Origin of the sequence: Mesorhizobium australicum WSM2073, assembly GCF_000230995.2 — a bacterium.
Classification (GTDB): Bacteria; Pseudomonadota; Alphaproteobacteria; order Rhizobiales; family Rhizobiaceae; genus Mesorhizobium; species Mesorhizobium australicum.
The window spans coordinates 4,742,135-4,769,100 of the sequence record NC_019973.1 but is presented as its reverse complement, the minus strand read 5'-3'; the positions used below and the strand labels follow the sequence as shown (position 1 = coordinate 4,769,100).

General features: G+C 63.0%; 27 protein-coding genes and 1 tRNA gene. 16 read left to right on the top strand and 12 right to left on the bottom strand.

Annotation, left to right across the window (positions count from 1 at the left end):
* The first annotated feature begins 88 nt into the window (after nt 1–88).
* Nucleotides 89–394 (top strand): ETC complex I subunit, encoded by a 306-nt coding sequence (locus tag MESAU_RS23055; RefSeq protein WP_015318428.1) that lies wholly within the window; start codon nt 89–91, stop codon nt 392–394.
* 44 nt (nt 395–438) lie between these two features.
* A tRNA-Arg gene (locus tag MESAU_RS23050) sits at nt 439–515 on the top strand.
* Between the two features lie 38 nt (nt 516–553).
* On the opposite strand, the gene MESAU_RS23045 is transcribed toward MESAU_RS23050, so the two are convergent.
* Nucleotides 554–1,741 carry an IS481 family transposase gene (locus tag MESAU_RS23045; RefSeq protein ID WP_041163264.1) on the bottom strand — a complete coding sequence of 396 codons (1,188 nt, stop codon included), beginning with the start codon at nt 1,739–1,741 and terminating at the stop codon, nt 554–556.
* 338 nt (nt 1,742–2,079) lie between these two features.
* On the opposite strand from MESAU_RS23045, the gene MESAU_RS23040 reads away from it, so the two are divergent.
* From MESAU_RS23040 to MESAU_RS23025, 4 genes are all read left to right on the top strand, one after another.
* Complete coding sequence (locus MESAU_RS23040; RefSeq protein ID WP_015318427.1) at nt 2,080–2,301, top strand: hypothetical protein; 222 nt, start codon at nt 2,080–2,082, stop codon at nt 2,299–2,301.
* A 200-nt stretch (nt 2,302–2,501) separates the two neighbouring features.
* A complete protein-coding gene (locus tag MESAU_RS23035) occupies nt 2,502–3,290 on the top strand; it encodes a GGDEF domain-containing protein (RefSeq protein WP_015318426.1) in 789 nt (262 codons plus the stop codon).
* A 206-nt stretch (nt 3,291–3,496) separates the two neighbouring features.
* Entirely contained in the window at nt 3,497–4,459 is a 963-nt protein-coding gene (locus tag MESAU_RS23030) for a glycosyltransferase family 4 protein (RefSeq protein ID WP_041163868.1), read from the top strand.
* A gap of 153 nt (nt 4,460–4,612) precedes the next feature.
* Nucleotides 4,613–5,839, top strand: coding sequence for an anion transporter (locus MESAU_RS23025; RefSeq protein ID WP_015318424.1), 1,227 nt, complete (start codon nt 4,613–4,615; stop codon nt 5,837–5,839).
* 3 nt (nt 5,840–5,842) lie between these two features.
* Here MESAU_RS23025 and MESAU_RS23020 read toward each other — a convergent pair whose 3' ends face one another.
* Nucleotides 5,843–6,430 (bottom strand): TetR/AcrR family transcriptional regulator, encoded by a 588-nt coding sequence (locus MESAU_RS23020; RefSeq protein ID WP_015318423.1) that lies wholly within the window; start codon nt 6,428–6,430, stop codon nt 5,843–5,845.
* A gap of 84 nt (nt 6,431–6,514) precedes the next feature.
* On the opposite strand from MESAU_RS23020, the gene MESAU_RS23015 reads away from it, so the two are divergent.
* Nucleotides 6,515–7,411 carry a crotonase/enoyl-CoA hydratase family protein gene (locus MESAU_RS23015; protein WP_015318422.1) on the top strand — a complete coding sequence of 299 codons (897 nt, stop codon included), beginning with the start codon at nt 6,515–6,517 and terminating at the stop codon, nt 7,409–7,411.
* Here the strand turns inward: MESAU_RS23015 and MESAU_RS23010 are convergent.
* From MESAU_RS23010 to MESAU_RS22990, 5 genes are all read right to left on the bottom strand, one after another.
* Nucleotides 7,357–7,677: a cupredoxin domain-containing protein gene (locus MESAU_RS23010; protein ID WP_015318421.1), complete on the bottom strand. Its 321-nt coding sequence runs from the start codon at nt 7,675–7,677 to the stop codon at nt 7,357–7,359. The two genes, MESAU_RS23015 and MESAU_RS23010, sit on opposite strands and share 55 nt — an antisense overlap.
* Nucleotides 7,674–8,198, bottom strand: a complete 525-nt coding sequence (locus MESAU_RS23005; RefSeq protein WP_015318420.1) for a DUF4142 domain-containing protein — start codon at nt 8,196–8,198, stop codon at nt 7,674–7,676. The genes MESAU_RS23010 and MESAU_RS23005 overlap by 4 nt, the downstream gene beginning before the upstream one ends.
* Before the next feature lie 106 nt (nt 8,199–8,304).
* On the bottom strand, nt 8,305–8,991 hold the full coding sequence (locus MESAU_RS23000; protein WP_015318419.1) for an RNA polymerase sigma factor: 687 nt from the start codon (nt 8,989–8,991) through the stop codon (nt 8,305–8,307).
* An 89-nt stretch (nt 8,992–9,080) separates the two neighbouring features.
* Nucleotides 9,081–10,160, bottom strand: a complete 1,080-nt coding sequence (locus MESAU_RS22995) for an HPP family protein (RefSeq protein ID WP_015318418.1) — start codon at nt 10,158–10,160, stop codon at nt 9,081–9,083.
* Nucleotides 10,161–10,367: 207 nt separating this feature from the next.
* Nucleotides 10,368–11,555: a cystathionine beta-lyase gene (locus tag MESAU_RS22990; protein WP_015318417.1), complete on the bottom strand. Its 1,188-nt coding sequence runs from the start codon at nt 11,553–11,555 to the stop codon at nt 10,368–10,370.
* A gap of 342 nt (nt 11,556–11,897) precedes the next feature.
* Between MESAU_RS22990 and MESAU_RS22985 the strand changes: the two genes are divergently transcribed.
* The 7 genes from MESAU_RS22985 to MESAU_RS22955 all read left to right on the top strand — a co-directional run bounded on the left by MESAU_RS22985 (nt 11,898) and on the right by MESAU_RS22955 (nt 18,881).
* Nucleotides 11,898–12,533, top strand: a complete 636-nt coding sequence (locus tag MESAU_RS22985; protein ID WP_015318416.1) for a DUF1326 domain-containing protein — start codon at nt 11,898–11,900, stop codon at nt 12,531–12,533.
* Nucleotides 12,534–12,542: 9 nt separating this feature from the next.
* Nucleotides 12,543–13,394: a DUF2182 domain-containing protein gene (locus MESAU_RS22980; RefSeq protein WP_015318415.1), complete on the top strand. Its 852-nt coding sequence runs from the start codon at nt 12,543–12,545 to the stop codon at nt 13,392–13,394.
* Nucleotides 13,395–13,829: 435 nt separating this feature from the next.
* Entirely contained in the window at nt 13,830–14,858 is a 1,029-nt protein-coding gene (locus tag MESAU_RS22975) for an amino acid ABC transporter substrate-binding protein (protein ID WP_015318414.1), read from the top strand.
* 62 nt (nt 14,859–14,920) lie between these two features.
* Nucleotides 14,921–16,108, top strand: coding sequence for an amino acid ABC transporter permease (locus MESAU_RS22970; protein WP_015318413.1), 1,188 nt, complete (start codon nt 14,921–14,923; stop codon nt 16,106–16,108).
* Between the two features lie 4 nt (nt 16,109–16,112).
* Complete coding sequence (locus tag MESAU_RS22965; protein WP_015318412.1) at nt 16,113–17,270, top strand: amino acid ABC transporter permease; 1,158 nt, start codon at nt 16,113–16,115, stop codon at nt 17,268–17,270.
* A 78-nt stretch (nt 17,271–17,348) separates the two neighbouring features.
* Nucleotides 17,349–18,098, top strand: coding sequence for an amino acid ABC transporter ATP-binding protein (locus MESAU_RS22960; RefSeq protein WP_031240865.1), 750 nt, complete (start codon nt 17,349–17,351; stop codon nt 18,096–18,098).
* A 117-nt stretch (nt 18,099–18,215) separates the two neighbouring features.
* Nucleotides 18,216–18,881 carry a TIGR02117 family protein gene (locus tag MESAU_RS22955; RefSeq protein WP_015318411.1) on the top strand — a complete coding sequence of 222 codons (666 nt, stop codon included), beginning with the start codon at nt 18,216–18,218 and terminating at the stop codon, nt 18,879–18,881.
* Between the two features lie 18 nt (nt 18,882–18,899).
* On the opposite strand, the gene MESAU_RS22950 is transcribed toward MESAU_RS22955, so the two are convergent.
* Both MESAU_RS22950 and MESAU_RS22945 read right to left on the bottom strand, forming a co-directional pair.
* Nucleotides 18,900–20,138, bottom strand: coding sequence for an FAD-dependent monooxygenase (locus tag MESAU_RS22950; RefSeq protein ID WP_015318410.1), 1,239 nt, complete (start codon nt 20,136–20,138; stop codon nt 18,900–18,902).
* A 10-nt stretch (nt 20,139–20,148) separates the two neighbouring features.
* Nucleotides 20,149–20,394: a zinc-finger domain-containing protein gene (locus tag MESAU_RS22945; protein WP_015318409.1), complete on the bottom strand. Its 246-nt coding sequence runs from the start codon at nt 20,392–20,394 to the stop codon at nt 20,149–20,151.
* Nucleotides 20,395–20,561: 167 nt separating this feature from the next.
* Between MESAU_RS22945 and MESAU_RS22940 the strand changes: the two genes are divergently transcribed.
* Together MESAU_RS22940 and ppx are read left to right on the top strand one after the other, a co-directional pair.
* Nucleotides 20,562–22,754: an RNA degradosome polyphosphate kinase gene (locus MESAU_RS22940; RefSeq protein ID WP_015318408.1), complete on the top strand. Its 2,193-nt coding sequence runs from the start codon at nt 20,562–20,564 to the stop codon at nt 22,752–22,754.
* Nucleotides 22,754–24,289 carry an exopolyphosphatase gene (gene ppx / locus MESAU_RS22935; protein WP_015318407.1) on the top strand — a complete coding sequence of 512 codons (1,536 nt, stop codon included), beginning with the start codon at nt 22,754–22,756 and terminating at the stop codon, nt 24,287–24,289. Before MESAU_RS22940 ends, ppx begins: the two co-directional genes overlap by 1 nt.
* On the opposite strand, the gene MESAU_RS22930 is transcribed toward ppx, so the two are convergent.
* From MESAU_RS22930 to fumC, 3 genes are all read right to left on the bottom strand, one after another.
* Nucleotides 24,290–24,712, bottom strand: coding sequence for a DoxX family protein (locus tag MESAU_RS22930; RefSeq protein ID WP_015318406.1), 423 nt, complete (start codon nt 24,710–24,712; stop codon nt 24,290–24,292). It lies immediately after the preceding gene.
* 226 nt (nt 24,713–24,938) lie between these two features.
* Nucleotides 24,939–25,361, bottom strand: a complete 423-nt coding sequence (locus MESAU_RS22925) for a DoxX family protein (protein WP_015318405.1) — start codon at nt 25,359–25,361, stop codon at nt 24,939–24,941.
* A gap of 177 nt (nt 25,362–25,538) precedes the next feature.
* Nucleotides 25,539–26,936, bottom strand: a complete 1,398-nt coding sequence (fumC, locus tag MESAU_RS22920; RefSeq protein ID WP_015318404.1) for a class II fumarate hydratase — start codon at nt 26,934–26,936, stop codon at nt 25,539–25,541.
* Nucleotides 26,937–26,966: the final 30 nt, after the last annotated feature.

Below are 26,966 nucleotides of genomic sequence, written 5' to 3'. Positions count from 1 at the left end.
CAAGTGCAAAAACCTTGCCGCCGCTGCCAATGCGCAGTAATGACGGGCGAAGAGGCGGCGATGCCGCCTTGCCAACAAAGAGGTGGCCATGTCCGCGCGCATTTTCAGCCCAGCCAAAACCGCGATGCAGTCCGGCAAGGCCAAGACCGGCCATTGGGTGCTGGAATTCGACCCCGAGATGCGCAAGAAGATCGATCCCTTGATGGGCTACACCACGTCGGGTGACATGAGAAGCCAGATCCGGCTCACCTTCGACACCCGCGAAGAAGCGGTGGCCTACGCGGAAAAGGAAGGGCTTGCCTTCCGTGTCGAGGAACCGAAAGAGACCAAGCGCCGCCAGATTTCTTATGCGGAGAATTTCCGCTATGACCGCAGGACGCCCTGGACGCACTGAAAGGCGGCAGGCCCAAGCATCCAGCCGGCCGTTGGCCGGCCGACGGTCCCGTAGCTCAGCTGGATAGAGCACCGGCCTTCTAAGCCGATGGTCACAGGTTCGAATCCTGTCGGGATCGCCAATAATTTCAAGGTCCGTTCCGGACACATAGGTTACGGTTTATACCGGAGACATGGGTAACACTTTTGGCCCGAAGGGGTTTTGGAGTGGTTCGAGCCTGCATGTCTCATCGTCGAAATATCCCAAATCATAGTCCATGAAGCTAGCCAGCCAGATATGGTCCTCGACCTGTTTGATGCCGACGCTCTGGCCGGCGAAAACGAGGCTGAGGTTGATCTTCTTTCTGTTATAGCAGATGCGGCCGCAGGTAGTGACGATGACAGCCTTGTCGTGAAACGGATAATCGAGATCTGGCAGGCCGGCATAGGGTCGCGTTGAGGGTGCGTAACGCTCTGCCGGACAGTCCATGCCGAGGGCCTGGTGGGGGCGTTCTGAGTTGAACTCGTCGATGAAGTCATCGAACCTGGCCTGCTGCTGCAGAAAGTTGGCGCCTGCCGGTTTGGTGGTTTCCTTCTTCAGGGTCAGGTGCATGCGTTCATGGCGCCCGTTCTGCTGCGGGCAGCCCGGTTTGATGCGCTCGATGTCGATGCCCAGGCGCAGCCACCAGACCGACAGTTTGCTGAGGTTGAACAGCGCATTGGGGCTGGCGAAGGGAACACCATTGTCGGTCCTGATCGCGCTGGGCAGGCCGAACTCCTTGAAAACCCTTTCGAACACGGTGAAGGCATAGGCTTCCTTCGTGGTCGACAGCGCCTCGCAGGCGATGAGATAACGGCTGGCGAAGTCGGTGATCGTCAGCGGATAGCAATAGCGCCGATCGGCGAGCATGAACTCGCCCTTGTAGTCGGCACACCAAAGATCGTTGGGCCGACAGCCGTTGGAAAGCGGTGTTCCCGTCGCCCTGTTGCGCCTTCGCTTGCGGTGCTCGACCATCCCGTGCCGGTCGAGCACGGCGTGCACGGTCGAAATCGCGGGCCGGTGCACATCCGGATATAGCCGGGCCAGCCGCTCGCGTATCTTCGGCGCACCCCAAGTCGGCTTGTCTTGCTTCAGACGCACAATCAGCTTCTCGATTTGAAACGGAAGCTGATTGGCATGGCGATAGGGCCGGCGCGATCGATCCGTCAGCCCCTCCAAGCCGCTATCATTGTAGCGCGTGAGGATCTTGTAGCCGGTCTTGCGCGAGATATCGAACTCACGGCAAAGCACGGCCATCTTCTCGCCGTCCAGCAGCCGCGCGACGAACTTCAGCCGCTCGTCCATGACGTTACACTCCTTCCAAGGCACCTTGCTCTCCTTGCAAAGGGCCGAAAGTGTAACCCATCTATCCGGAATGAACTGTCACCCATCTCTCGGGAAGGGCACAATGGCTTATGTTGCATTACCTCACGCGGTCGCGCGATCCTACCCCTGCCTGCCAGTGCTGCCACGCCGCTTGCCGGAAGCCGGAACAGAGTTCGGCCCGCACAGGGCTCTGGAATTATTTCGTGATCCGGCCCTGTTGGAACCTTGGCCAAGACTACGCGTTCGGGGCCTTGTATTCGTGGAGCCTCATAAAAGGCACTATGCGGGCAAGCGAACGGGTGGGCAAAACAAGCGCGGGTTGGGGGAGGAGAAACAAGGCTATGTCGAAACGTGAAATTGGAACGTCCCCTGCCTTGGGGCGGCGTATCGCCGATCTCAGGGCCCGAATGCAAGACGCCGAAATTTCCGGCCATGAAATGAAAACCTTTCACAAGGTGGCCGCCATCATGGGATCTGGCGACGGTTCCTTGCAACTGGATGCCGACGACCTGATCGCGGCATCCTTCGTCGCCGAAGCGGTTGGGCCGGCGCCCAGCCGCTGACTTCGGAATTTCCCTTGTCCGAAATCCGGTGAGCAAATCGCGTCCTCCATTGGGGCACGGCCGCCTGTTGGGCGATCGTGCTCCAGCGCCCGGCCCCTGATCTCGTCTCGTCGTCACCTGATCTCGAATTGAAAGGAAAGTCTTATCATTTTGTTTGCGTTGGCACGTCATAGTAGGGACGGCTAACGGAGTGAAAAGGGATGAAGCTGGACCTGTCGCCCACCAGCTGGGGCAGGGTGATGGCCGTCACCGCCGCCGGCACGGCATTCTTCATTGCCGTGGCGTTTTTCGTCGATTCGTTCAATTTCCCGTATCTTTCGCCCGAGTCTGTCTGGCGCGCTAAGCTGACCGACCTTCTGCTGCCCTTGGTGCTCGGCGGCTCGTTTCTGTTTTTCCTGACGTGGAAGATCCGCCAGCTGGCGATAGCCCAGCGCGACCTCAGCGTCATTGCCGCGACGGACAGCCTGACGGCGGTGCTGAACCGCGGCGCCTTCTCGATGCTGGTCGAGGCCTATCTCGAACAGACCCGCAAGCAGGAAGAGACCCGTACCGGCGCGCTGCTGATCATCGATGCCGACCACTTCAAGTCGATCAACGACCGCCTCGGCCATGATTGCGGCGACCAGGCGCTTAAACTGATCGCGCAGGCGATCAAGGGCCAGCTGCGCGGCACCGATATCGTCGGCCGGATCGGCGGCGAGGAGTTCGGCGTGTTCCTTCCCGGCGTCGACCCCTCGCAATCCTGGCTGGTTGCCGAAGGCATCCGCCGACGGATACGCGAAATGGACTTTTCGCCCGATGGCCGGTCCTGTCCGCTTTCCGTCAGCATCGGCGGCACCAGCTTCAGCGGGCCGACCACCTACGAGGCAATATTCTCCGCCGCCGACAGACGGCTTTATGCCGCCAAGTCGAATGGACGCGATCAGGTCAGCTTCGATCCGGCGGAAGCCGCTCTAGTGTCTCCGCTCAGCGCCGCCACCGTCCACTGAGGGCAGCCTTACAGTCGGCTGGCACCGACCGCTTCCTTGACGCATCCCTGTCTGTGTGCTTCCTCCGCGCAAGTGATGTATGGAACATCGCCAGAAACAATCCTGCTTCTTGAGTCCCTCGATCGTGCGGTTCGCGGGTACGGCACGGCCCGGGGATGCAGGGAATTGAATGGCCAAAGGCCCTGGGCCCGGTAAGCACCGCGATCATGATCCACTTATTCAACGGCTTTCAGAACCCGTTTGGCGGCAGTGAGCGCGAAACCCTGGAGTTGTATCGGCTGTTGAGCGCCGACTCGCAGGTGCGCCTCTGGGCAACCTCGTCGCGCGTATCCGAGGACCTGATGCAGGAATTTCCGATACGCCGCGTCTCGCCTGCAACACGCAATGTGCCGGCTGGCGGCACCTATGTCTTTCTTGGCGCGCATTGGCGCAACAAGATGTGGCCTTATCTGATCCCGCGACCGCGTCGGCTGATCTATGTCTTCAACACCTTTCATCCCAAGATCATCGCCCTGACGACCCACAGGCCGCGCCTGCTGGGTTGGCCCGGTGCCGAACTGGTGCTGATCTCCGACTTTCAGAAACGCATGCTGCGGGTCGAGGGCGTCGTGCATCCGTCACCCATCGACATCGAGCGCTTCTCGCCACGGCAGGCAAGGCCAAACGGTCCGTTCACGGTAGGGCGACTGAGCCGCGATATGGCGGACAAGCATCATGCCGACGATGTGGCGCTCTATAAGGCATTGCTGGCCGACGGCGACGCGGTGCGGATTCAGGGCGGCATGCCGCTCAAGGACAGGCTTGCGCCGCATTCGCAACTCGAGCTCCTGCCGCAGGGTGAATTTGCCGCCGAACAGTTTTTGCCGACGCTCGACGTCTTCTATTATCGCACCGGCTCGCATGTGGAGACGTTCGGCCGTGTGGTGTTCGAGGCGATGGCCTGCGGCCTGCCGGTCGTTTGCCATTCGCATGGCGGCTACGCCGATCATATCAGGCATGGCGAAAACGGTTTCCTGTTCGAAACGACGCAACAGGGAGCACGGATCCTGGCCGAGCTTAAAGCCGACCCGGCACTGCGGTTGGCCGTGGGTCAGAAGGCGCGGCGAACCGTCGAGCAGCTGTTTTCGCCGCGGGCGGTGCAACAGCGGTTGGACTTCTATCGGCGTTAGCGGCGCCACGCCGTCCGGCTTTCCAGACACCCTCGGCCAGCAATCCACGTACCCCGTTTGGCATCGATCCCGACATCGCGCTAAAGCTGGCATCACGTGAATCGCGGGGCGGCCGGCATCGGCGCGCAGACAGATCGAGCAGGGCTTCTACCGATGACATTGACGGGCGCCGCGGCACTGCTGATCCTGATCTTGACCTATGCCGGCGTCGCAATCGGCCGGATACCTGGCTTGCGGCTCGACCGGGCAGGCATCGCGCTGCTTGGCGGCGCGGCCATGATCGCCATCGGCGCGCTCAGCATGGAGGATGCCTACCGGGCCATAAATTTCGACACCATCACCCTTCTGCTCGGCATGATGATCGTCGTGGCTCATCTGAAGGTGTCGGGTGCCTTTCGCGGTCTTGGCGCCATCGCCATCGAGCACGCGCATGCACCATTCATGCTGCTGGTGATGGTGACGCTCCTCACCGGCGTGCTGTCGGCCTTCCTGGTCAACGATGCCATCTGCCTGGTCATGGCGCCAATCGTCGTCCATGTTACCCGCATCATCAACCGCAATCCGATCCCCTATCTGATCGCCACCGCCACCGCTTCGAACTGCGGCAGCGTCGCCACCATCACGGGCAATCCGCAGAACATGGTCATCGGCGCGCTGTCGGGCATTTCCTATCCGGCCTTTTCGGCGGCACTCGCGCCGGTCGCCTTGTTCGGCCTTGTCGCGGTCATCGTCATCGTGCGCATCGTCTACCGTGCCGAATTTACCCGCAACGGCGAACTGACGCCACACATCTCGCGTGGCCGCATGCATCGCGGCCAGGTGCTGAAGGCGGTGGTCGTCTGCATCGGACTGGCGATCGCCTTCTTCGCTGGTGTTCCCGTAGCCAAGGCGGCGCTCATTGGCGGCGCCATTCTGCTGCTGACCCGCGCCATCAAGCCATCGCGCATCTACCGCGAGATCGACGGACCGCTGCTGTTCATGTTCGCGGGACTGTTCGTGGTGGTTGCCGGCGCGGAAAAGACGCTGCTGACACCTGAGATGATCGCCTCGGCCAAGAACATCGGGCTCGACGATGTCTGGAGGCTTTCGGGTTTCACCGCGGTGTTGTCCAACGTCATGAGCAATGTTCCGGCCGTGCTGGCGCTCAGGCCTTTCATACCCGGCCTGGAAAACCCCGAGCGCGCCTGGCTGGTCGTGGCCATGAGCTCGACGCTCGCCGGTAACTTCACGTTGCTCGGCTCGGTCGCCAATCTGATCGTCGCCGAGCAGTCCAAGGCCGCAGGCACGCCGTTGTCTTTCGGCGCCTTCTTCAAGGTCGGCCTGCCGCTGACGTTGATTACGCTCTTGGCCGGTACGGGATGGCTGGCGTTCGGGGGGTAGCCCCTAGGCCTGGCTGCCCGACATTCGCGCCCTGACAAGCGTGGCCGCGGCTCGTCCGGCTGCTTCGACGTAGTCGGGGTTGCGATGGATGAGCATGATCGAAAAGCAGCCGTCGATCAGCAGCACGATCTCGCGCGCCAGCGCCCGCGGCCCCTCGATATGGTGGCCGGACAGTTCTGCCGCCAGCCATGTCTCGAAATTGCTTTTGTGCCGCGCCCCGACCTTGACCGCCGGGTGCCCTGGCATGGAGGCAAGCTCCGCGGCGGTGCGCAGGAAGCCGCATCCCTTCCATTTCGGATGGCGCGTGGCCCGGGCCAGGTTGGCGAAGATGGCTTGGACCTTGCTGTCCACACCACCTTGTTCAGCCTCGAACCAGCCGGCCATCCGTTTCAGATTGGGCTGATCGCGGCCGTCGAGATAGGCTGCGATGAGGTCGTCCTTGCTCTTGAAGTGGTAGTAGAGCGTCCGCTTCGTGAGACCCGCTTCCTCGGCGACGGCATCGACGCTGACACGGCCGATCCCCTCCGCGTAAAACAACCTGGTTGCTGCGTCGACAATGCGCTTGCGGGTAGGACTTTGTGCTTCGGGCATGGGTTTAAGTATACCGACTAGTGAATATACACAAGGCGCGAATGGCGTAACCTTCCATCTCATCACCATGCTGGAGGAAGCCAGATGACCGATCTTGTCCTGAACGAAAACAGGGAAGGCGTTGCCGTCCTTTCCCTCAACCGCCCGGAAAAGCTGAACGCGTTGAACTATGCGCTGATCGATCGCCTGCTCGCGACACTCGATGACATTGAAGTCGACGACCGCATCCGCGCGGTCATTCTGACGGGCGCCGGCGAGCGGGCCTTCTCGGCGGGCGCCGACATAGAGGAGTTCTCGGCCAGCGTGGCGCTGGGCGCCGAGACGGCGCTGCGAGACTTCGTCATGCGGGGACAGCGGCTGACGGCAAGGCTGGAAGCCTTTCGCAAGCCTGTCATCGCAGCCGTCAACGGCCTCGCCTTCGGCGGCGGCTGCGAAATCACGGAAGCCGTGCCGCTTGCAATTGCCAGCGACCGCGCGCTGTTCGCCAAGCCGGAGATCACTCTGGCAATGCCGCCGACTTTCGGCGGAACGCAGCGCCTGCCCAGGCTCGCCGGGCGCAAGCGCGCGCTCGAACTGCTTTTGACCGGCGACTGGTTCCCGCCACAGCGGGCTCTTGACCTTGGCCTCGTCAATCAGGTGGTTCCGCATGACGATCTGATGCCGGCTGCGTTCAATCTGGCCAGGCGTATCCTTCGGCACTCCGGACTGGCAGCCGCGGGCATCCTCACGGCGGTGACGCGAGGGCTCAATCTGAGCATCGCCGAAGGCTTGCTGGTCGAGGCCGAGCAGTTCGCCCGTATGGCCCCGACAGCCGATTTGCGCGAGGCGCTAGATGCCTGGATCAGCAGGCACAGGCCTGGACACGGCGGATCCTGGACGCATGTCGCGCGGCCCGAGGAGGCAAGGCGGGCCTCCTCGGCCCTGGATCACGGCGCCACCAGCAAGCGTCCCTTCATGTTGGGGTGGAAGCGGCAGAAATAGTCGACCGTTTGCGCCGTCTTCAGCGTCATGCTTGCCGACTTCTTCGGCGGAATTATCACCTCCCAGCCGCCCTTCACGGTAGCCGTGTGGGCGATCACGTCCTTGTTCACCCACTCGATCGTGTCGCCGACCTTGGCATCGACGCTGGCCGGCGAAAAGACGAGCTTGTCGACGGTGACCTGGATGGTTGCCGCCGCTGCCGGCGCTGTGGATGCCAACGCCAGCACGACCAGCCGCGCCAGAAGACCCAAGGCGCCCGCTTTCATTTCAGCATGCCGGCGACGTGTTCGGCATGCTGCTCATGGCCCTGGAAGATCTTGAGGCCGGTCTCGAGCAGGCTCTTCAGCTCGGCATTGCTGGCCGAGGGAATGAGCAGGGTTTCGAGCGCGCCATTGACCTGCTTGTGATAGGCGACCTCGTTTTCGATATAAGCCTTGTCGAAGGCCGCCCCTTTCAGCTTGGCGAGCTTGGCACGTTCCTCCTTCGCCGCCTTCGTCAGCGCCTGGCTGGTAGCGTTGTCCTCGGGCTTCACCTTGAGCTTCTTGACGAGATCGAGCGCCTGCTTGTTCACCGCTTCGTGGTCGCGCTCCATGTCCTTGGCGAAATCGACGACCTCCTTGCTCTTTGACTTCTTGATCGCCTGCTTGGCCGCCTCGATGTCGAGGACGCCTGCTGTATAGGCGATATGGGCGATCTGCGGGTCGGTCGGCTTGTCGGCGGCTTGCGAGACCGGGGCAGCGCCGACGAGAAGCAGGGCGGCAAGGGCGACGGTATATCGGGTGAACATGGCATCCTCCTTGGCCCGGCCGCGCGGAGGCGCCGGGCTCGAATTTGCAGTTGACGCTCATTGGATGCGGGGCGGGGAGAAACGTTCCCGGAAAATCAGGACGGCATCATTCGAAACCCAGCCGTCCCATCACCGCCTGGGTCAGTCGCTCGCAGCGCCGACCCGCGAAGGGGAAGGCATCGAGCAGCACAGGGCCGATTTCATCGTCCAGCGCCTTGCGCAACAGGGCGCGCGCCCGGTGCAGCCTCGTCTTGACGGTCTCTGGCCGCACGCCAAGCAAATCGGCGGTTTCCTCCATGCTCAGGCCCTCGATGACGCGGGCGACGAAGACCATGCGGTAGATGTCGGGCAGGCTGTCGGTCGCCCGTTCGACAAGTGCGAGAATCTGCCGCTGCGCCATCGTCCGCTCCGGATCGTCGTTGGATTTGAGGGGAAACCTGATTATCCGCGCTTCCGGATCGGCAGGCATCTCCACCGTGCGACGTCTCTTGCGCAGGCGGCCGAGCGCTTCGTTGATGACGATGCGCGACAGCCAGGTGGCGAGCGTGGATTGGCCGCGAAACGCCGCCAGGCTGGCGAAGGCGCTGACATAGGCCTCCTGGACGACGTCCTCGGCTTCGGCGTCGTTGCGCAGAATGCCGCGCGCGATGCGGTAGAGCCGCTGGTTGTATACCTTCATGATGGCGCGAAATGCATCCGGGTCACGGGTCAGCGCGCGGTGGACGAGCTGCATGTCGCCGGAAAGGCTTTCGGCAACCGCGGGCACCGTGGCGGGCATTGGCTGCTTGCTCATCGCGACCGGATCTCCTCGTGCAAATGCTGCACATTGGATGCGCCTGCCGGCAAAAGGTTCCCGGGCCAGAGGGATCCGGGTTCCCTATTCTAGGCTGCCGCCAATCCCTTGTCTGCCCGCTGCATGCGTGCGGCCACCGCCAAGAGGTCGGTCTGCGTGATCAGGCCGAGAATATGCCGCTCGCCGTCGACGATGACCACGGCATGGCTGCGGCCGTCGGTCAGCACTGGGAGCAGGCTCATCGCCGGTGTCTCGGGCGAGGCGGTGCCGGCTTTTGCCATGACGCTCTTCACCGTGTCGGTAGCTTTCGTCAGCTCGCGCAGGCCAACGGCGCCAACCAGCCGGGCATCCGCGTCGACCACCGGCAAGGTACGGATATTGTGATCGATCAGTTGCTGGCGCGCCTCGTCGGCGGTGGCTTGCTCGGACACCGAAACCACGTCGCGCGACATGATGTCCTCGCACAGCAGCGTGCGGTGCGAGCGCACCATGGCCTGCAGTTCGACTTGTCTCAGCAACCGTTCGAGGTCGTCGCGGTCGATGTCGAAGGTCTCGTCAAGTGTGGTCAGCGCCGCGTCGATATCCTCGGGCCGGAAACCGACGCGCTGCTGAGCCGGCGGATCGGCGGTGCCGTGGCTGTTGGCGGCTGGTGCCGCGACATGCGGGTAATTGCGCCGCGCCAGCTTGTGGAAAAGGAAGCCAAGCGCCACCAGTATGGTCGAATTCAAGGCCACCGGCACGAACGGGAACAGGAAGCCCGCGCTGATGACGGCCGGGCCGCCGAGCACCGCCGTCAGCGCGGCGGCGCCGCCTGGCGGATGAAGACAGCGCGTGAACGACATCGCGGCGATGGCGAGCGCCACCGCGAGCCCTGAGGCCATCACCGGATCATGGATGAAATGCGCCACGGTCACGCCGACCAGCGCCGATATGGAATTTCCGCCGATGATCGACCAGGGTTGCGCCAACGGGCTGGCCGGTACGGCGAACAGAAGCACGGCGGATGCGCCCATCGGCGCGACCAGCAGGGCCACATGCGGGCCGCCGCCCATCGCCAGCCCGCTGATCACGCCCGTCAGCGCGATGCCGATCGTGGCGCCGATACACGCCAGGATGCGTTCGCGCAGCGTGGCGCCGGCGAGGATGGGGACAAAAAGACGAAAGGCCATTGGAAAACTTTGCGAGGACTGAATCTGTCGAGGATGCGTGCGGCACGCAATGCAGCCGAATTCGCCGATTTGAAAGTCAAACAAATCCGTAAAGTCATGACGTAGGAGAATAATATTGCGCACCGATCTTCGCCGGAGTGCTGGCAGCGCCTCGCGCTTTGTCATCAGCGTCAAGGGCTTGCGGCCCTTTGCTGACTCTGTTTGAGGTCAGCCCGCGCGCGCCGCTGCCGCAAGCCCGCGCCGGATGTCGGCTTTCAAGTCGTCGATATCCTCGAGGCCGATCTGCAGTCGTATCAGCGGACCTTCGTAAGGGCCTTTCGCAACGACGCGGTCGCCAAGCCAGACCGGCACCGCGAGGCTCTCATAGCCTCCCCAGGAGTAGCCGAGACCGAAGATCCGCAGTGCGTCGAGGAAAGCGTGCTGCTCCTGCTGGCCACCACCGGCCAGCACGATGGAAAAGATGCCGCTCGAACCGCGGAAGTCGCGCTTCCAGAGATCGTGGTCGGGATGGCTGGGAAGGGCAGGGTGGAGCACGCGCGCCACGCCCTTTTCGCCTTCGAGCCACGAGGCGATGGCGAGTGCGCTGCGCTGGTGACGGTCGAGCCGCACACCCATCGTGCGCAGGCCGCGCAGCACCTGGTAGACGTCGTCGGGTCCAGCACAGCAGCCAAGCGTGCAAAAGCTCTCGTAGAGTTGCGTCCAGCAGGCCTCATTGGCCGAGACCGTGCCGAGCAGCACGTCGGAATGGCCCGCCGGATATTTCGTCGCCGCATGGATCGAGATGTCGACGCCATGGTCGAGCGGCCGGAAATAGAGCGGCGTCGCCCATGTGTTGTCCATCATCACGATGACGCCGGCCGCGTGCGCCGCCTTGGCGATCGCCGGGATGTCCTGCACCTCGAACGTGTTGGAGGCCGGCGATTCGGTGAACACCACTCTGGTGTTCGGCTTGATCAACGCCGCGATGCCGGCGCCGATATTGGGAGCATAATATTGGACCTCGACGCCGAGCCGCTTCAGCATCGTGTCGGCGAAGTTTCTCGTGGGATGATAGACGGAATCGACGATCAGCAGATGGTCGCCCGCCGATACGAAGGCGAGCAGCGGCACGGTCACCGCCGCCAGGCCCGACGGCACCGCGATCGTGCCGGCTGAGCCTTCCAGCGCGTCAATGGCATGCGCAAGAGCGTCCGTCGTCGGTGTGCCGCGCGTGCCGTAAGTGTACTTCTGGCTGCGTGCGGCCATCGCGGCGGCATTTGGGAACAGCACGGTCGAGGCATGCACGACCGGCGGGTTGACGAAGCCGAAATAGTCATGCGGGTTGTTGCCCGAATGGGCGAGCCGCGTGTTGATGCCCATCGTGCCGGAACCCTGCTCGCTGCCGTCTTTCGCCATTCTTGGTCGCCTTGTTTAACAAGGCGCTAGCCATAATGCGGCGTCGTGGACCGTGCAACAGCCCACCGTTCGCCAGGAATGGACTTTGAATATGCCAATTCCTGGTCCGGAAGACAGCCCGCGATCTGATCCGGAATCGGACCAACCACGCGCGGCGGTGCCCTGTCGGAAGCTTGGTCGTCAGCTGGTGAACCTATTGTAGCCGGCTGTGAAAGGTATATGATAAATTTCTAATGTTAATCGCCGGATGCTTCAATCAGATGCTGCCGGATGGTTCTTGCCGGTTATCTCCTGATCCCCATCCGGGTATCCCGCTCAGCGAGCGGAAAGGGGAGGAATGTCATGCCTGACGTCAAATGGACGATGAAGGCGCGCGAATTCATCAACTGCAATTGTGCCTATGGCTGCCCGTGCCAGTTCAATGCCATGCCGACATACGGATTCTGCCAAGCCGTCGCCGGCATGGAGATCGAGACCGGCCACCACGGCGACACCAAGCTCGACGGGCTGCGCTTCGTCGGCATCTTCAGCTGGCCCGGCGCGATACACCAGGGCAGGGGCGAGGCCGCGGTGGTTATCGACGAGAGGGCCAGCGAAGCCCAACGCGAAGCCCTGCTCCGCATACTGGGCGGTCAGGACACCGTGCCAGGCGCGACAATATTCCAGGTCTTTTCGACCACCCTGGAGAAGTTCCACGATCCGATTTTCGCCGCGATCGATTTCGAGGTCGACGTCGATGGGCGAACCGGCCGGCTGCACGTCAAGGGCGTAACCGACGGCCGTGGTGAGCCGATCAAGAACCCGGTCACCGGCGCCGAGCACCGGGCGCGCATCGACCTGCCGCACGGCTTCGAATACGCCATCGCCGAGGTCGGGCGCGGCTGGACCAAGACGACAAGCCCGATCAAGTTCGAGGTGGCGGACACGCATAGTCATTTCGCCAACCTGCATCTCACGCAGAGCGGCATCGTGCATTGATCTGATCCAATGGGCGACACGGCTCTCGAGGCGGTGCTGCGGCGCGACCGCGCGGTCGTGACGGCCGCGCTTGCCGTCATTGCCGTGTTCGCCTGGGCCTATGTTCTTTGGCTAGCCGCCGACATGGGTAGCCCGGTGTCGGGCGGCGAGGCAGGCGACGTGGCCGGGATGGACATGGCGAGCATGAATATGGGCGGCATGGATATGGGCGCCGCCGTGGTGCCGGGTTTCCGGGCCTGGGCATCGGCCGATTTCGTCTTCACCTTCACGATGTGGGCCGTGATGATGGTCGGCATGATGACGCCGTCGGTCGCGCCGATGTTGCTGCTCTATGCCGGCGTTGGCCGCAAGGCGCTGGCGGACAGCCGGCCTATCGCTTCGACGGCATGGTTTTTTACCGGCTATCTCGTCGTCTGGGTCGTCTTCAGCATCGTGGCGACGGGTGCGCAATGGCTGCTCACTCGTTTCGCCTTGCTTGATCCCGCGATGGCGGCGCACAGCGCGGTGCTCGGCGGTGTCGTTCTGATCGCCGCCGGCCTATACCAATGGACACCGATCAAGGGCGTCTGCCTGCGCCAATGCCAGGCGCCGATCGCGTTCCTGGCCAGCCATGGCGGGTTCCGCACCACCGCGCTCGGCGCATTTCGGCTTGGCATGGATCATGGCGCCTATTGTCTCGGCTGCTGCTGGGCACTGATGGCCCTGCTGTTCGTCGGTGGTGTCATGAACGTGCTGTGGATCGCCGGCATCGCCATCCTTGTTCTCCTGGAGAAGGTGGTCCCGGCCGGGCAATTGATCCCGCGCATCTCCGGTGCATTGATGGTCGCGGTCGGCCTCAGGCTGGGCCTTTCCGCGCTTTGAGACCGCGCGCCGATTTTGTCCACAAGCAATATCGACCGCCAATCATGGGTAATCGTTGGCCGAAGGTGTTCCGTAACGTCAATGCATTTCGTGCCCGGGGGCAGTAACGCCGAGCTATTGCCCGGAACGGATTTTACAGCGCCGGCTCACATCTGCGTCAAATGAGCTTTGCCGATTCAAGTCGCGCTTCTGACGAGATCGCGTGCACGTTTGTCTGCAATTCAGGCATTTCAGGCAATCGATTTTCAAACCCGGTCGGATTCGGTCATTTTCCTTGACCTCACGGGAATTATCGCCTTCGATGCTGTTCGTGAATGGGAGGCGGCGCGTCGGTTTGCGATGCGGGGTTTCGGGAATGGGCCGGGATGGGAGCTGCGTTCACAAGGGAAAAAAGATCAGGGTTTGCCTGAAAAAACAGAAAAGGGTCTGTGGGTTATGAAACACATTGCTATCGGCATTCTTGGCGCCGCCACGCTCGGACTGATGGCGTCGGCCGCGTCGGCCGGCACGCTTGACACCGTCAAGGCGAAGGGCTTCATCCAGTGCGGCGTCTCGACCGGTCTGGCCGGCTTCTCCGCGCCGGACGACAAGGGCGACTGGCAAGGCATCGACGCCGATTTCTGTCGCGCGGTTGCCGCCGCCGTCTTCGGTGATGGCACCAAGGTCAAGTTCACGCCGCTCAGCGCCAAGGAACGGTTTACCGCGCTGCAGTCCGGCGAGGTCGACATCCTCTCGCGCAACACCACCTGGACGATCAACCGCGATACCGCGCTCGGCCTGAATTTCATCGGCACGACCTACTATGACGGCCAGGGCTTCATGATCAACGCCAAGAAGCTGCCGGGCGTCAATTCGGCGCTGCAGCTTTCGGGCGCCGCCGTCTGCGTGCAGAGCGGCACGACCACCGAGCTCAACCTCGCCGACTACTTCAAGGCGAACAAGATGGAGTACAATCCCGTCGTCTTCGAGAAGCTCGAAGAGGTCAATGCCGCTTATGATGCCGGCCGTTGCGACGTCTACACAACCGACCAGTCGGGCCTTTACGGCATTCGCTTGACGCTCGGCTCGCCGGCCGATCACGTCGTGCTGCCCGAGATCATCTCGAAAGAGCCGCTCGGACCTGCCGTTCGCCAGGGCGACGACCAGTGGTACCACATCGTCAAGTGGACCTATTTCGCTCTGCTCGACGCCGAGGAGCTCGGCATCACCAAGGCCAATGTCGACGAGATGAAAAACTCCGCCAGCCCGGAGATCAAGCGTGTGCTCGGCCAGGAAGCAGACACCAAGATCGGCACCGACCTCGGCGTCTCCAACGACTGGGTCGTCAACATCGTCAAGGCCACCGGCAACTACGGCGAAATGTTCGACCGCAATGTCGGCTCCGGCAGCCCGCTCAAGATTGCGCGTGGCATCAATGCGCTATGGACCAAGGGCGGCCTGCAATACGCGCCGCCGATCCGCTGATCGAAATGTGATCCGGAAGGCAGGCTCCTGCCTTCCGGTTTCTCTTTCACAGGGGACGTGACATGGCATCGCAGGAAATCCTACGCGAGGAGCCGAGCCGCGGCTCCTTCGTCAATGACCCGAGAATTCGCAGTCTCTTCTTTCAGACGCTGGTCGTCATCGTTCTGTTCGGGTCCGTCTGGTGGATCGTGCAGAACGTCATCGACAATCTGCAGCGCCTGCACATCGCCTCCGGCTTCGGCTTCCTCAAGGGGCGCGCCGGCTTCGATATCTCGGACACGCCGATCGCCTATACGTCGGACTCGACCTATGGCCGCGCCATCGTCGTCGGCCTGATCAACACCATCATCGTTGCCGTCGCCGGCATCATCACCGCCACCATCATCGGCTTCGTCATCGGCATCGGCCGCCTGTCGCAGAACTGGCTGATCCAGAAGATCTGCACGGTTTACGTCGAGATCTTCCGCAACATCCCACCGCTGCTGGTCATCTTCTTCTGGTATTCCGGCGTGCTCGCCGTGCTGCCGGCGCCGCGCGATTCCTATCATCTGCCCTTCGGCTCGTTCCTCAACCAGCGCGGCTTCTATTTTCCGCGCCCGGTCTGGGGCGACGGCTCCTGGCTGATCCTGGTCGCCCTTGTCGTGGGCATCGCAATGTCATGGTTCGTCGCCCGCAGGGCGCGTCAGCGGCAGATGGCGACGGGCCAGCAATTTCCGGTGTTCTGGACCTCCGCCGCGCTGATCATCGGCCTGCCGCTGCTGGCTTACGTGCTGAGCGGCTTTCCCCTGAGCTTTGACTTGCCCAAACAATCGACCTTCAACCTGACCGGCGGCTTCCAGGTCAAACCGGAGTTCCTTTCGCTCTATCTGGCGCTGTCCTGCTACACGGCGGCCTTCATCGCTGAAATCGTGCGCGCCGGCATCAGGGGCGTCAGCAAGGGCCAGACCGAGGCGGCGGCCGCACTTGGGCTGCGATCCGGTTCGATCCTGCGGCTGGTCGTGGTGCCGCAGGCGATGCGCATCGTCATCCCGCCGCTGACCAGCCAGTATCTCAACCTGACCAAGAACTCCTCGCTGGCGATCGCCATCGGTTATCCCGACCTGACGGCAACGGCCGGCACGGTTCTGAACCAGACCGGACAAGCGGTCGAGGGCGTGCTGATCATGATGATCGCCTATCTCATACTCAGCCTGGTGACCTCGGCCGTCATGAACGTGGTCAACGCCAGGATGGCGCTGGTGGAGAGGTAGGACCATGCAGGAACACGATCTGTCCTGGGTGCGCACCGAAATGGCGCTGGCGCAGCCCGCGCCGGCGAGCGTCAGCGGCCCCATCGCCTGGATGCGCAAGAACCTGGTCGGCTCGGTCGGCGACACCATCCTCACCATCCTCGGCATCGCCATCGTTGCCTGGGTTCTGCCGCAGGTCATCAACTGGGCGTTCATTAACGCACAGTGGACCGGACCGGACCGCACGGTCTGCGCGACCGTCGCGCAAGGCGGCATTCAGCCCGATGGCTGGAGCGGAGCCTGCTGGGCTTTCGTCAACGCCAAGTTCGGCCAGTTCATGTTCGGCACCTATCCGGTCGAGGAGCGCTGGCGGCCGATCCTGGTGGCCATCCTGTTCGTGGCGCTGCTGGTGCCGATGCTGATGCCGCGTGTGCCGCGCAAGGGGTTGAACGCGATCCTGCTTTTCCTGGTGCTGCCGATCGTTTCCTTCTTCCTGCTGGTCGGCGGCGTATTCGGCCTGCCGCATGTCGAAACCTCGCGCTGGGGCGGGCTGCTGATCACGCTGAGCCTGTCCTTCGTCGGCATCGCCGTATCGCTGCCGCTGGGCACCGTGCTTGCGCTCGGGCGGCGCTCGAAGATGCCGATCATCAAGATGCTGTGCATTATCTTCATCGAAGCCGTGCGCGGCATACCGCTGATCACCGTCCTGTTTTTCGTCAGCGTCATGCTGCCGCTGTTCCTGCCGGCCGGCGTCACTTTCGACAAGTATCTGAGGGCGCTGATCGGCGTGTCGCTGTTTGCCGCGGCCTACATGGCCGAAGTGGTGCGCGGCGGCCTGCAGGCGATCCCCAAGGGCCAGTATGAAGGCGCCGATTCGCTCGGCCTCGGCTACTGGCAGAAGATGAGCTTGATCGTGTTGCCGCAGGCGCTGAAGCTGGTCATACCCGGCATCGTCAACACCTTCATCGGCATGTTCAAGGACACCAGCCTGGTCCTCATCATTTCGATGTTCGACCTGCTCGGCATCGTCAAGCAGAACTTCTCCGACGCCAACTGGGCCACGGCGCAGACCGCGAAATCCGGTCTTGTGTTCGCCGCCTTCGTCTTCTGGCTGTTCTGCTTCGGCATGTCGCGCTATTCAATGTACACGGAACGCCGGCTCGACACCGGCTACAAACGCTAACAAAAGAACAAGGGGACCCCAGCCATGGCCACCGAAAATGCCGTCAGCGCGGAAGAGATCAAGGTCAACGCCGCCAAGATGCATATCTCGACCACCGATGTCGCCATCGACATCATCGCCATGCATAAATGGTACGGCGAGTTCCATGTGCTGAAGGACATCAACCTCAAGGTGATGCGCGGCGAGCGCATCGTCATTTGCGGACCGTCCGGGTCGGGCAAGTCGACCATGATCCGCTGCATCAACCGGCTGGAAGAACACCAGAAGGGCAAGATCATCGTCGACGGCAAGGAACTCACCAACGATCTGAAAAAGATCGACGAGGTGCGCCGCGAGGTCGGCATGGTGTTCCAGCACTTCAACCTGTTCCCGCATCTGACCATCCTCGAGAATTGCACGCTGGCGCCGATCTGGGTGCGCAAGACGCCGAAGAAGCAGGCCGAGGAAATCGCCATGCATTTCCTCAAGCGCGTGAAGATCCCCGAGCAGGCCAACAAATATCCGGGCCAGCTTTCCGGCGGCCAGCAGCAGCGCGTGGCGATCGCCCGCTCGCTGTGCATGAACCCGCGCATCATGCTGTTCGACGAGCCGACCTCGGCGCTCGACCCGGAAATGATCAAGGAAGTGCTGGAGACGATGGTGGGGCTGGCCGAGGAAGGCATGACCATGCTGTGCGTCACCCACGAGATGGGCTTTGCCAGGAAAGTCGCCAACCGGGTGATCTTCATGGATCAGGGCCAGATCGTCGAGCAGAACACGCCGGCCGAGTTCTTCGACCATCCCCGCCACGAACGCACGAAGCTGTTCCTGTCGCAGATCCTGCACTGAGCGGACTGACGCCAAGTCGAGAAAGCCCGGTCGCGCACGGCCGGGCTTTTTAGTTTCTGGCCGATCGGATAATGATCTTCTCCATAGAGCCGCGAATGGAATCGCGAAGCCGCACCGATGAGAAAACTCCTGCGTTTCCTGGCCATTCTGGTTGCAGCACTGGTGCTCGCCGTGTCGCTCGGCACGCTGGTGCCGCGGCCGCTCTGGCCGGCAGCCGCGGCGGGCGAGGGCATCCGGCACATATTGGTGCTGAAAAATCCGATCCACACCGACATCGCCATTCCCGTGGACGACGAGGTGCGCCGGCGCTTTCGTTTTCTTGCCGATGCCGGCCTGCCTTCGGACGCGCCCGAAGTGCGCTACCTCGTCTTCGGCTGGGGTGGGCGCGCCTTCTACCTGGAAACGCCGACATGGTCGCAATTGAAGGCGCTGCCCGCGTTCAAGGCTTTGACGCTCGATGCGTCGGTGATGCATGTCGCCGTCGCCGGCAACATTCCCGAGCCGCACCCCGATGTCGCCGGCTTCGACGTGGGCGAAGACCGTTTTGCCGCATTGCTCGATTTCATCGAAGCGAGCTTTCAGGAGGGGCCGAACGGTCCGATCGTCATCGATAATGCCGCCTACTCCAATTTCGATCGCTTTTATGAGGCCAATGGCCCTTTCAACGCGCTGATCGGCTGCAACACCTGGACGGCGGCGGCACTGCGCACCGCCGGCCTGCGCACCGGCTGGTGGAACCCGCTGCCGGTTTCGCTTGGGCTGTCGATGCGGCTGTACAATTAGCTTTGCCGCTGGCTCCTTTCAGCGGCGGATGATCCGCTGCTGCTCCCACCCGTAAAGCCAGTCCAGATCGGCTGCGAGCTTCTCTCCCGGTCGCGCCGCCAGAAACAGATTGCGGGCCAACGCCACCGGGCCACGGGCATGCCAGGCAAGCCGATTGAGCGCGCCGCGACGGATGACCTTGGCGATGCGCGACCGCCGCAGCTCCTCCCAGATGGCGAGGCTTTGCGTCAGGTCGCCGGGGATGTCGGCGACCAGGCTGGCCAGCGTCGCGGCATCCTCGATCGCCATGGCAGCACCTTGCGCCGCGAACGGCGTCATCGCGTGCGCGGCGTCGCCGATCAGCGCGACGCCTTGTGACATAGTCCAGCGTCGCTGCTCGACCGTGTGGATGGGGAAGGCGGTCCACGGGCCAGCGAGTTCCACCAACCGCGCCAGCGCCGGCGCGGAGCGGCGCATGGCGCCTGAAAGGATGGCGGGATCGGCGTGGCGTGACCACCCCTCGGCGATGCGCTCGCCCCGGGTGAAGGCGGCAAGGTTGAAGGCGCTACCCCTGCTGACGGGGTAGGCGACCATGTGGAATCCGAGGTGCAGGAAGGTGGTGACGCAGTCGGTAGCGCCGATTGCGGCGAAGGCTCGCCCCGCCTCGTTGTCTGCGCTCACCGTCGCCCGCCAGGCCAGTTCGCCGGAGAAATGGCTGTTCGCCAAGCCGGCTCCGCTGCCTGGACTGGCAAACCTCCGCACCGCTGACCAGACGCCATCGGCGCCGACCAGCAGAGATCCTTCGGTATCGATAACCTTGCGGCCGACCCCGTCTGTCCTGGTGATAACGAGTGAACCGGAGGTCACGCTGCTGACCTGCGCGCCGGTGGTGAGATGGATGTCGGGCATTTGCGCAACGCGCGCCATTAGGGCATCTTGCAGATCCGCCCGGTGCGCCACGAGATAGGGCGCCCCCCAGCGTTCCTCGCCGGCTCCGCCAAGCGGCACGCGTGCCAGTTGGCGCAGGCTCGCGGCGTCCTTCAGCACCACGGCTTCCGGCTGGACGGCATTGGCAAGAAGCGTGTCGAGCACGCCAAGCTGGCGAAGGATGCGGGTCGCGTTAGGAGAGAGCTGGATGCCGGCGCCCGCCGCTTCGAGACGCTGCGCCTGTTCGAACACCCTCACGGAATAGCCGCGTTCGGCAAAGGCAATCGCCGCTGTCAGCCCGGCGATGCCAGCCCCGGCGATCATGACCTGCCGGGACCGCGTCTCGCTCATGATCGGAAGGTCAGGCGGCCTGGTCGATGTAGAGGCAGCCCGCCGGCAGCGTTTCGGTCGCCTTCAGCTTCGGCGAATAACGGTAGAGGGTCGAGCAGTAAGGGCAGACTTTCTCATTGTCGTCGCCCATGTCGAGAAAAACATGCGGATGGTCGAAAGGCGGGTTGGCGCCCGTGCACATGAATTCCTTGACTCCGATGTCGATCGCCGGATGGCCCGCATCGTTCTGGAAATGGGGAATGGAACCGCCTGCCATCATCGTCTCCTTAGCGCAGTCTCTCTGCATCTGGATCATATCAAGTCTGTTTGCAAGTTCGATGAAATCAAACTGTCGCAAAAGCCTGTCAGAGAACTGTCGCAAAAGCCTGCCACAGGATAAGTTAAGCCGGTTAACCGGCTGAGGCGCGCGGAAGAGCAGAAATCATGAACGAACTGAAGCCGGTACAGAGCGAATTCAACAATGTCGCGGCAGCGAGCCCGGAAGGCAATCCGGACCGCTTCGTCAACCGCGAATTCTCCTGGCTGCAGTTCAATCGCCGCGTTCTCGAGGAATCGCTGAACACCCATCACCCGCTGCTGGAGCGCGTCCGCTTCCTGTCGATCTCGGCCGCCAATCTCGACGAGTTCTTCATGGTGCGCGTCGCCGGTCTTGCCGGCCAGGTGCGCGAGGGGATCGTGCTGAAGAGCCCGGACGGACGCACTCCCGAACAGCAGCTCGAACAATTGCTGCGTGAGGTCGAGCGGCTGCAGGAGGACCAGCAGAAGAGCCTGTCGGCCCTTACCGTGCTGCTCAACAAGGAAGGCATCGAAAGCATCACCCGCGACGCGCTGACAAAGGACGAGAAGGTCTGGCTGGAAGACCATTTCCAGGAGCAGGTGTTTCCCGTGCTGACCCCGCTGTCGATCGACCCGGCGCATCCGTTCCCGTTCATTCCCAATCTCGGCTTCTCGATGGCGCTGCAGCTTCGCCATCGCAAGAATGGCGAGGAGATGAGCGCGCTCTTGCGCCTGCCGGTGGCGCTGAAGCGCTTCATCCGCCTGCCGGACCGCAAGCACCATGTCCGCTTCATTCCGCTGGAGGAGGCGGTCGGCCTCTATATCGGCAAGCTCTTCCCTGGCTACGAGGTCAAGGGTTCCGGCACGTTCCGCATCATTCGTGACAGCGACATCGAGGTCGAAGAGGAATCGGAAGATCTCGTGCGCCTGTTCGAAACGGCGCTGAAGCGCCGCCGCCGCGGCTCCGTCATCCGCATCGAATTCGACAAGCTGATGCCTGGGGAATTGCGCGATTTCGTCGCCGGCGAGCTTGGCGTCTCGTCGAGCCGCATCAGCGTGCTGACCGGGCCGCTGGCGCTCAGCCAGATCTCCGAGATCGTCTCCGTTCCCCGCGATGACCTGAAATTCATCCCCTACAACCCACGCTTTCCCGAGCGCATCCGCGAGCATGGCGGCGACTGTTTCGCCGCCATTCGCGAGAAGGACATCGTCGTCCATCACCCCTATGAGTCGTTCGACGTGGTGGTGCAGTTCCTGCGCCAGGCGATGGCCGATCCCGAAGTCGTGGCGATCAAGCAGACGCTCTATCGCACCTCCAACGACAGCCCGATCGTGCGTGCTCTGGTCGACGCGGCCGAAGCCGGCAAGTCGGTGACGGCGCTGGTCGAGCTCAAGGCGCGTTTCGATGAGGAGGCCAACATTCGCTGGGCGCGCGATCTCGAACGCGCCGGCGTGCAGGTCGTGTTCGGGTTCCTGGAACTCAAGACCCACGCCAAGATGTCGCTGGTGGTGCGGCGCGAGGACGGCAAGCTGCGCAATTACGTCCATCTCGGCACCGGCAACTACCACCCGGTCACCGCGCGCATCTACACCGACCTGTCCTTCTTCACCACCGATCCGACGATCGCCCGCGACGTCGCCCAATTGTTCAATTTCATCACCGGCTATGCCGAGCCGACCGCGGAGATGCGGCTGGCGATCTCGCCGTTCACGCTGAGGAACCGCATCCTCCAGCACATTTCGGACGAGGTGACCCATGCGTTGGAGGGACGGCCGGCGCGTATCTGGATGAAGATGAACGCGCTCGTCGATCCCATCATCATCGACGCGCTCTACGATGCCAGCCGCGCCGGAGTGGAGATCGATCTCGTCGTGCGCGGCATCTGCTGCCTGCGGCCGCAGGTGCCGGGCCTGTCGGAGAACATCAGGGTCAAGTCGATCGTCGGCCGTTTCCTGGAGCACAGCCGCATCTATTGCTTCGGCAACGGTCATGGCCTTCCGTCGGACGAGGCGATCGTCTACATCTCCTCGGCCGACCTCATGCCGCGCAATCTCGACCGCCGCGTCGAGACCATGGTGCCGATCACCAATCCAACTGTGCATGAACAGATTCTGGGTCAGATCATGCTGGGCAACATCATGGACAATCAGCAAAGTTTCGACGTATTGGCAGATGGAACCTCCCGGCGCGTGGTGCTGGAGGAGGGTGAGGAACCGTTCAACGCGCAGGAATATTTCATGACCAATCCGAGCCTGTCGGGACGGGGTGACGCGCTGAAATCGCATGCGCCCAAGCGAATCGCGCAGTTCAAGCGCCGCAAGAAGAACGCCGCCACCTGATGCTGTCCAATTCCCAGGGCCGGCTGCAGGACCGCCGACCGCTGTCCATCATCGACATCGGCTCCAATTCGATCCGTCTCGTCGTCTATGAGGGGCTGGCGCGCTCGCCGACCATGCTGTTCAACGAAAAGATGCTGGCCGGCCTCGGCCGCGGCATCGTGTCGACGGGGAAGCTGGACCCCGAGGGGGTGGCGCGCTCGATGGAGGAGTTTCGCCGTTTCCGCGCGCTCTCCGACCAGGCAGGCGCCGAACACATGTACGTGCTGGCAACCGCCGCCGCCCGCGAGGCGATCAACGGTCCCGATTTCATCCATCGTGCCGAGGATGTGCTCAAGACCGAAATCCGTGTGCTCTCCGGCCGCCAGGAAGCGCATTATTCAGCGCTCGGCGTCATCTCCGGTTTCCACCCGGCCAACGGGATTGCCGGCGACCTTGGCGGCGGCAGCCTGGAGCTTATAGACATTGATGGCGAGGCGATCGGCGATGGCATCACGCTGCCGCTCGGCGGCCTGCGCCTGCAGGACATGGCGAAGAACTCGCTCGTCCAGGCGCAGAAGATCGCGCGCCAGGAACTGGCCCGGGCCAAGCTCTTGAAGGGCGGACAAGGCAGGACTTTCTACGCTGTTGGCGGCACCTGGCGAAACCTCGCCAGGCTGCATATGGAGATGAACAACTACCCGCTCGGCGTCATGCACCACTACGAAATATCGGCCGAAAGCGCTCAGAACTTCCTCAAGCAGGTGGCCAGGGGCGAAGTCGAAAAGGTGAGGGGTATCGAGGGCGTCTCCAAGAACCGCCGCTCGCTGCTGCCCTATGGCGCTCTCGTGCTGCAGGAGATCATGACGGCGATGCAGCCGTCCAGGATCGTCGTTTCGGCGCAAGGCGTGCGTGAGGGTTTCCTCTATTCGCTGCTCGACGCGGCCGAGCAGAAGGCCGATCCGCTGATCTCGGCCGCCGAGGAACTCGCGCTTCTGCGCTCGCGTTCGGTCCATCACGCGCACGACCTGGTCGAATGGACCGGCAAGGCCTTCAAGGCTTTCGGCATCGACGAGACGGAAGACGAAGCGCGCTATCGCCATGCCGCCTGCCTGCTCGCCGATATCGGCTGGCGCGCTCATCCGGAATATCGCGGCAAGCAGTCGCTCAACATCATTGCGCATGCCTCGTTCATCGGTGTCGATCATCCCGGCCGCGCCTACCTGGCGCTGACCAACGCCTACCGTCACGATGGCGTCTTCAATGAATTGGTGGCGCCCGAAATCAGGGCGTTGGCGCCGCCGCGCCTGCTGGAGCGCGCCCGCGTACTGGCAGCGATGATGCGCGTCGTCTATCTGCTGACGGCCGCGATGCCTGGCATCATGCCGAGGCTGAAATGGGAAAGCCGCCCCAACGGCGCGCTGGCGCTGGTGCTGCCGGCCTCGCTCTCCGACCTATACGGCGAGCGCCCGGCCGGCCGGCTGGCGCAACTGGCGCGCATCACCAACCGCCGCCTGGTGCTGGCGGTCGAGGGCGGGCAGAGCGTGTCGGCGAAGTAGTCAAGTCGCGTCGGCGCCTATGCCGAAGCCGCGCCCATCGGCCGACCATGCGCCGGGGCCGGCCATGGCAAGCGCCAGGAAACCACCCGATACCGCGATATCCTTCATCAGCATCTGCTGGTGCAGGAAGGCGAGCGCCGCATCCTCGGCGCCTTGGCCATAGTGGCCGATATAGCCGGCCGCGATGCAGAAGCCGGCCAGCAGCAGTGCCACGATCCGCGTCTGCAAACCAACGAGGATCAGCAGTCCCGCGATCAGCTCGAAAAGGCCGGTGCCCCAGGCGGCGAGCGCCGGCAGCGGCAGGCCGAGGCCGGCGAAATAGCTGGTGGTGCCGGCAATGTTGGCGAGCGCCTGGAAGCCGGACGGCACGAACAGCACGGCAAACAGCAGCCGCGAAACCAGAAGCAATGCACTGCGACCCATGGCTCACTCCCTTGCCGGCACGGTCGCCGGCGACCATTGCAGTCTAATGCATGTCGCCCGGGAGTGTCCTTGGTCCGGGACAACGACATGCATAAAACCAGAAGCTTTCAGCAGCTCGGGCGAATCCTATTTGCCGCGACGTGCTGTAGGCCTGTGATCACATAACGAAAAAGCGGCGCGGAAAAATTCCGCGCCGCTCGTTTCAGATCCTTGGGAGGAAAAAACCTCAGCCGCGCTTGGCGTCGATCGAATAGGCGCCGGGACCCGAGGAGGCCAGCAGCAGGAAACCGCCGGTGATGGCGACGTTCTTGAGGAACTGGATCATCTGCATCTGGTCGGCCCAGCCGGTGTGGGCAACCAGCCCGGTGGCGATCGTGAAAATCGCGAGCACCCAGGCGGCGACCCTGGTCTGGAAGCCGACGAGGACGGCAAGGCCGCCAAGCAGCTCGATCAGTCCGACGATGACGGCCGTCGCCGTCGGCGCCGGCAGGCCGAGGCCGCCGAAATAGGCGGCAGTGCCGGAAATGGCCGTGAGCTTGCCGAATCCCGAAAGCAGGAAAATGACCGCGAGCAGGATACGGCCGACAAGGATGGTGACAGAGCTGTTGGACGCGGTGCCGCTGCCGGCGAAGGAGGTGTTTGTGGACATGGTGGCTCTCCGAATGGGGTTGATGCCCCGTCAGATAGAGCATGTCGACTGTTCACCAAAGCTGCCTATCCGGCGACACATTGTTCACAGGAATACGTTTCTGTGAACCGGTGAAAAGCGGAAATTCATGTCGGTCGACGCGCTGGCGTGAGGATATTCTCCCGCCGAAAAATGCCTTCACCCCGGATGTGTCATGTCCTGCGGCCGCACCAGGCGGTCATAGTCGGCCTCGCTGACCAGTCCGGTTGCCAACGCTTCCTCGCGCAACGTCGTGCCTTTCTTGTGCGCGGTCTTGGCGATCTTGGCGGCGTTGTCGTAGCCGATGGTGGGCGCAAGCGCGGTCACCAGCATCAGCGAACGGTCGAGAGCCGCCTTGATGTTGTCCTCTCGCGCCTCGATGCCGACGACGCAATTGTCGGTGAAGGAGACCGAGGCGTCGGCGAGCAACTGCACCGACTGCAGGAAATTGTACGCCATCAGCGGATTGTAGACGTTGAGCTCGAAATGGCCTTGGCTGCCGGCGAAGGTAAGCGCCGCATTGTTGCCGAACACCTGCACGCAGACCTGCGTCATCGCCTCGCACTGGGTAGGGTTGACCTTGCCCGGCATGATCGAGGAGCCGGGTTCGTTTTCCGGCAGCGACAATTCGCCGAGGCCCGAGCGCGGGCCGGAGCCAAGGAAACGGATGTCGTTGGCGATCTTGAACAGTGCCGCGGCCGCGGCATTGATGGCACCGTGCGAGAACACCATGGAATCATGGGCGGCGAGCGCCTCGAACTTGTTCGGCGCGGTGACGAAGGCAATGCCGGTAATGGCGGCGATGCGATCGGCCACCCGCTCGGCGAAACCGACCGGCGCATTGAGGCCGGTGCCGACGGCGGTGCCGCCCTGCGCCAGTTCCTGCAGGCCGGGCAGCGTCTGCTCGATGCGCTTGATCGAGGAGGCGACCTGCGCGGCATAGCCGGAGAATTCCTGGCCCAGCGTCAGCGGCGTGGCATCCTGCGTGTGGGTGCGGCCGATCTTGATGATGTGGTTGAAGTCCCGGCTCTTGGCGGCGAGCGCCTTGTGCAGGTGGTGCAGAGCGGGGATCAGGTCATGCTCGATCCGCTCGGCGCAGGCGATGTGCATGGCCGTCGGATAGGTGTCGTTGGAGGACTGGCTCATATTGACGTGATCGTTGGGGTGCACCGGCTTCTTCGAGCCCATGACGCCGCCCAGCATCTCGATCGCGCGGTTCGAGATCACCTCGTTGGCGTTCATGTTGGACTGCGTGCCCGAGCCGGTCTGCCAGACCACCAGCGGAAAGTGGTCGTTGAGCTTGCCGTCGATGACCTCTTGCGAGGCCTCGATGATCGCCTTGCCGATGGCCGGATCGAGCCGCTTGAGCTCCATGTTGGCTTCCGCCGCCGCCCGCTTGACGATGCCCAGCGCGCGCACGATCGAAACCGGCTGCTTCTCCCAACCGATCTTGAAATTGCCGAGGGAACGCTGCGCCTGGGCGCCCCAATAACGGTCGGCGGCGACCTCGATGGGGCCGAACGTGTCGGTTTCGGTTCTCGTCTTTGGCGTGCTCACGGCAAGGCTCCGGTCTGTCGATTTGGGCAA

What these genes read in the sequence shown, in the direction of transcription:
- MESAU_RS23055 (WP_015318428.1), top strand. Translation starts at nt 89, where the DNA reads ATGTCCGCGCGCATTTTCAGCCCAGCCAAAACCGCGATGCAGTCCGGC.
- MESAU_RS23040 (WP_015318427.1), top strand. Translation starts at nt 2,080, where the DNA reads ATGTCGAAACGTGAAATTGGAACGTCCCCTGCCTTGGGGCGGCGTATC.
- MESAU_RS23035 (WP_015318426.1), top strand. Translation starts at nt 2,502, where the DNA reads ATGAAGCTGGACCTGTCGCCCACCAGCTGGGGCAGGGTGATGGCCGTC.
- MESAU_RS23030 (WP_041163868.1), top strand. Translation starts at nt 3,497, where the DNA reads ATGATCCACTTATTCAACGGCTTTCAGAACCCGTTTGGCGGCAGTGAG.
- MESAU_RS23025 (WP_015318424.1), top strand. Translation starts at nt 4,613, where the DNA reads ATGACATTGACGGGCGCCGCGGCACTGCTGATCCTGATCTTGACCTAT.
- MESAU_RS23020 (WP_015318423.1), bottom strand. Translation starts at nt 6,430, where the DNA reads ATGCCCGAAGCACAAAGTCCTACCCGCAAGCGCATTGTCGACGCAGCA.
- MESAU_RS23015 (WP_015318422.1), top strand. Translation starts at nt 6,515, where the DNA reads ATGACCGATCTTGTCCTGAACGAAAACAGGGAAGGCGTTGCCGTCCTT.
- MESAU_RS23010 (WP_015318421.1), bottom strand. Translation starts at nt 7,677, where the DNA reads ATGAAAGCGGGCGCCTTGGGTCTTCTGGCGCGGCTGGTCGTGCTGGCG.
- MESAU_RS23005 (WP_015318420.1), bottom strand. Translation starts at nt 8,198, where the DNA reads ATGTTCACCCGATATACCGTCGCCCTTGCCGCCCTGCTTCTCGTCGGC.
- MESAU_RS23000 (WP_015318419.1), bottom strand. Translation starts at nt 8,991, where the DNA reads ATGAGCAAGCAGCCAATGCCCGCCACGGTGCCCGCGGTTGCCGAAAGC.
- MESAU_RS22995 (WP_015318418.1), bottom strand. Translation starts at nt 10,160, where the DNA reads ATGGCCTTTCGTCTTTTTGTCCCCATCCTCGCCGGCGCCACGCTGCGC.
- MESAU_RS22990 (WP_015318417.1), bottom strand. Translation starts at nt 11,555, where the DNA reads ATGGCGAAAGACGGCAGCGAGCAGGGTTCCGGCACGATGGGCATCAAC.
- MESAU_RS22985 (WP_015318416.1), top strand. Translation starts at nt 11,898, where the DNA reads ATGCCTGACGTCAAATGGACGATGAAGGCGCGCGAATTCATCAACTGC.
- MESAU_RS22980 (WP_015318415.1), top strand. Translation starts at nt 12,543, where the DNA reads ATGGGCGACACGGCTCTCGAGGCGGTGCTGCGGCGCGACCGCGCGGTC.
- MESAU_RS22975 (WP_015318414.1), top strand. Translation starts at nt 13,830, where the DNA reads ATGAAACACATTGCTATCGGCATTCTTGGCGCCGCCACGCTCGGACTG.
- MESAU_RS22970 (WP_015318413.1), top strand. Translation starts at nt 14,921, where the DNA reads ATGGCATCGCAGGAAATCCTACGCGAGGAGCCGAGCCGCGGCTCCTTC.
- MESAU_RS22965 (WP_015318412.1), top strand. Translation starts at nt 16,113, where the DNA reads ATGCAGGAACACGATCTGTCCTGGGTGCGCACCGAAATGGCGCTGGCG.
- MESAU_RS22960 (WP_031240865.1), top strand. Translation starts at nt 17,349, where the DNA reads ATGCATATCTCGACCACCGATGTCGCCATCGACATCATCGCCATGCAT.
- MESAU_RS22955 (WP_015318411.1), top strand. Translation starts at nt 18,216, where the DNA reads ATGAGAAAACTCCTGCGTTTCCTGGCCATTCTGGTTGCAGCACTGGTG.
- MESAU_RS22950 (WP_015318410.1), bottom strand. Translation starts at nt 20,138, where the DNA reads ATGAGCGAGACGCGGTCCCGGCAGGTCATGATCGCCGGGGCTGGCATC.
- MESAU_RS22945 (WP_015318409.1), bottom strand. Translation starts at nt 20,394, where the DNA reads ATGGCAGGCGGTTCCATTCCCCATTTCCAGAACGATGCGGGCCATCCG.
- MESAU_RS22940 (WP_015318408.1), top strand. Translation starts at nt 20,562, where the DNA reads ATGAACGAACTGAAGCCGGTACAGAGCGAATTCAACAATGTCGCGGCA.
- ppx (WP_015318407.1), top strand. Translation starts at nt 22,754, where the DNA reads ATGCTGTCCAATTCCCAGGGCCGGCTGCAGGACCGCCGACCGCTGTCC.
- MESAU_RS22930 (WP_015318406.1), bottom strand. Translation starts at nt 24,712, where the DNA reads ATGGGTCGCAGTGCATTGCTTCTGGTTTCGCGGCTGCTGTTTGCCGTG.
- MESAU_RS22925 (WP_015318405.1), bottom strand. Translation starts at nt 25,361, where the DNA reads ATGTCCACAAACACCTCCTTCGCCGGCAGCGGCACCGCGTCCAACAGC.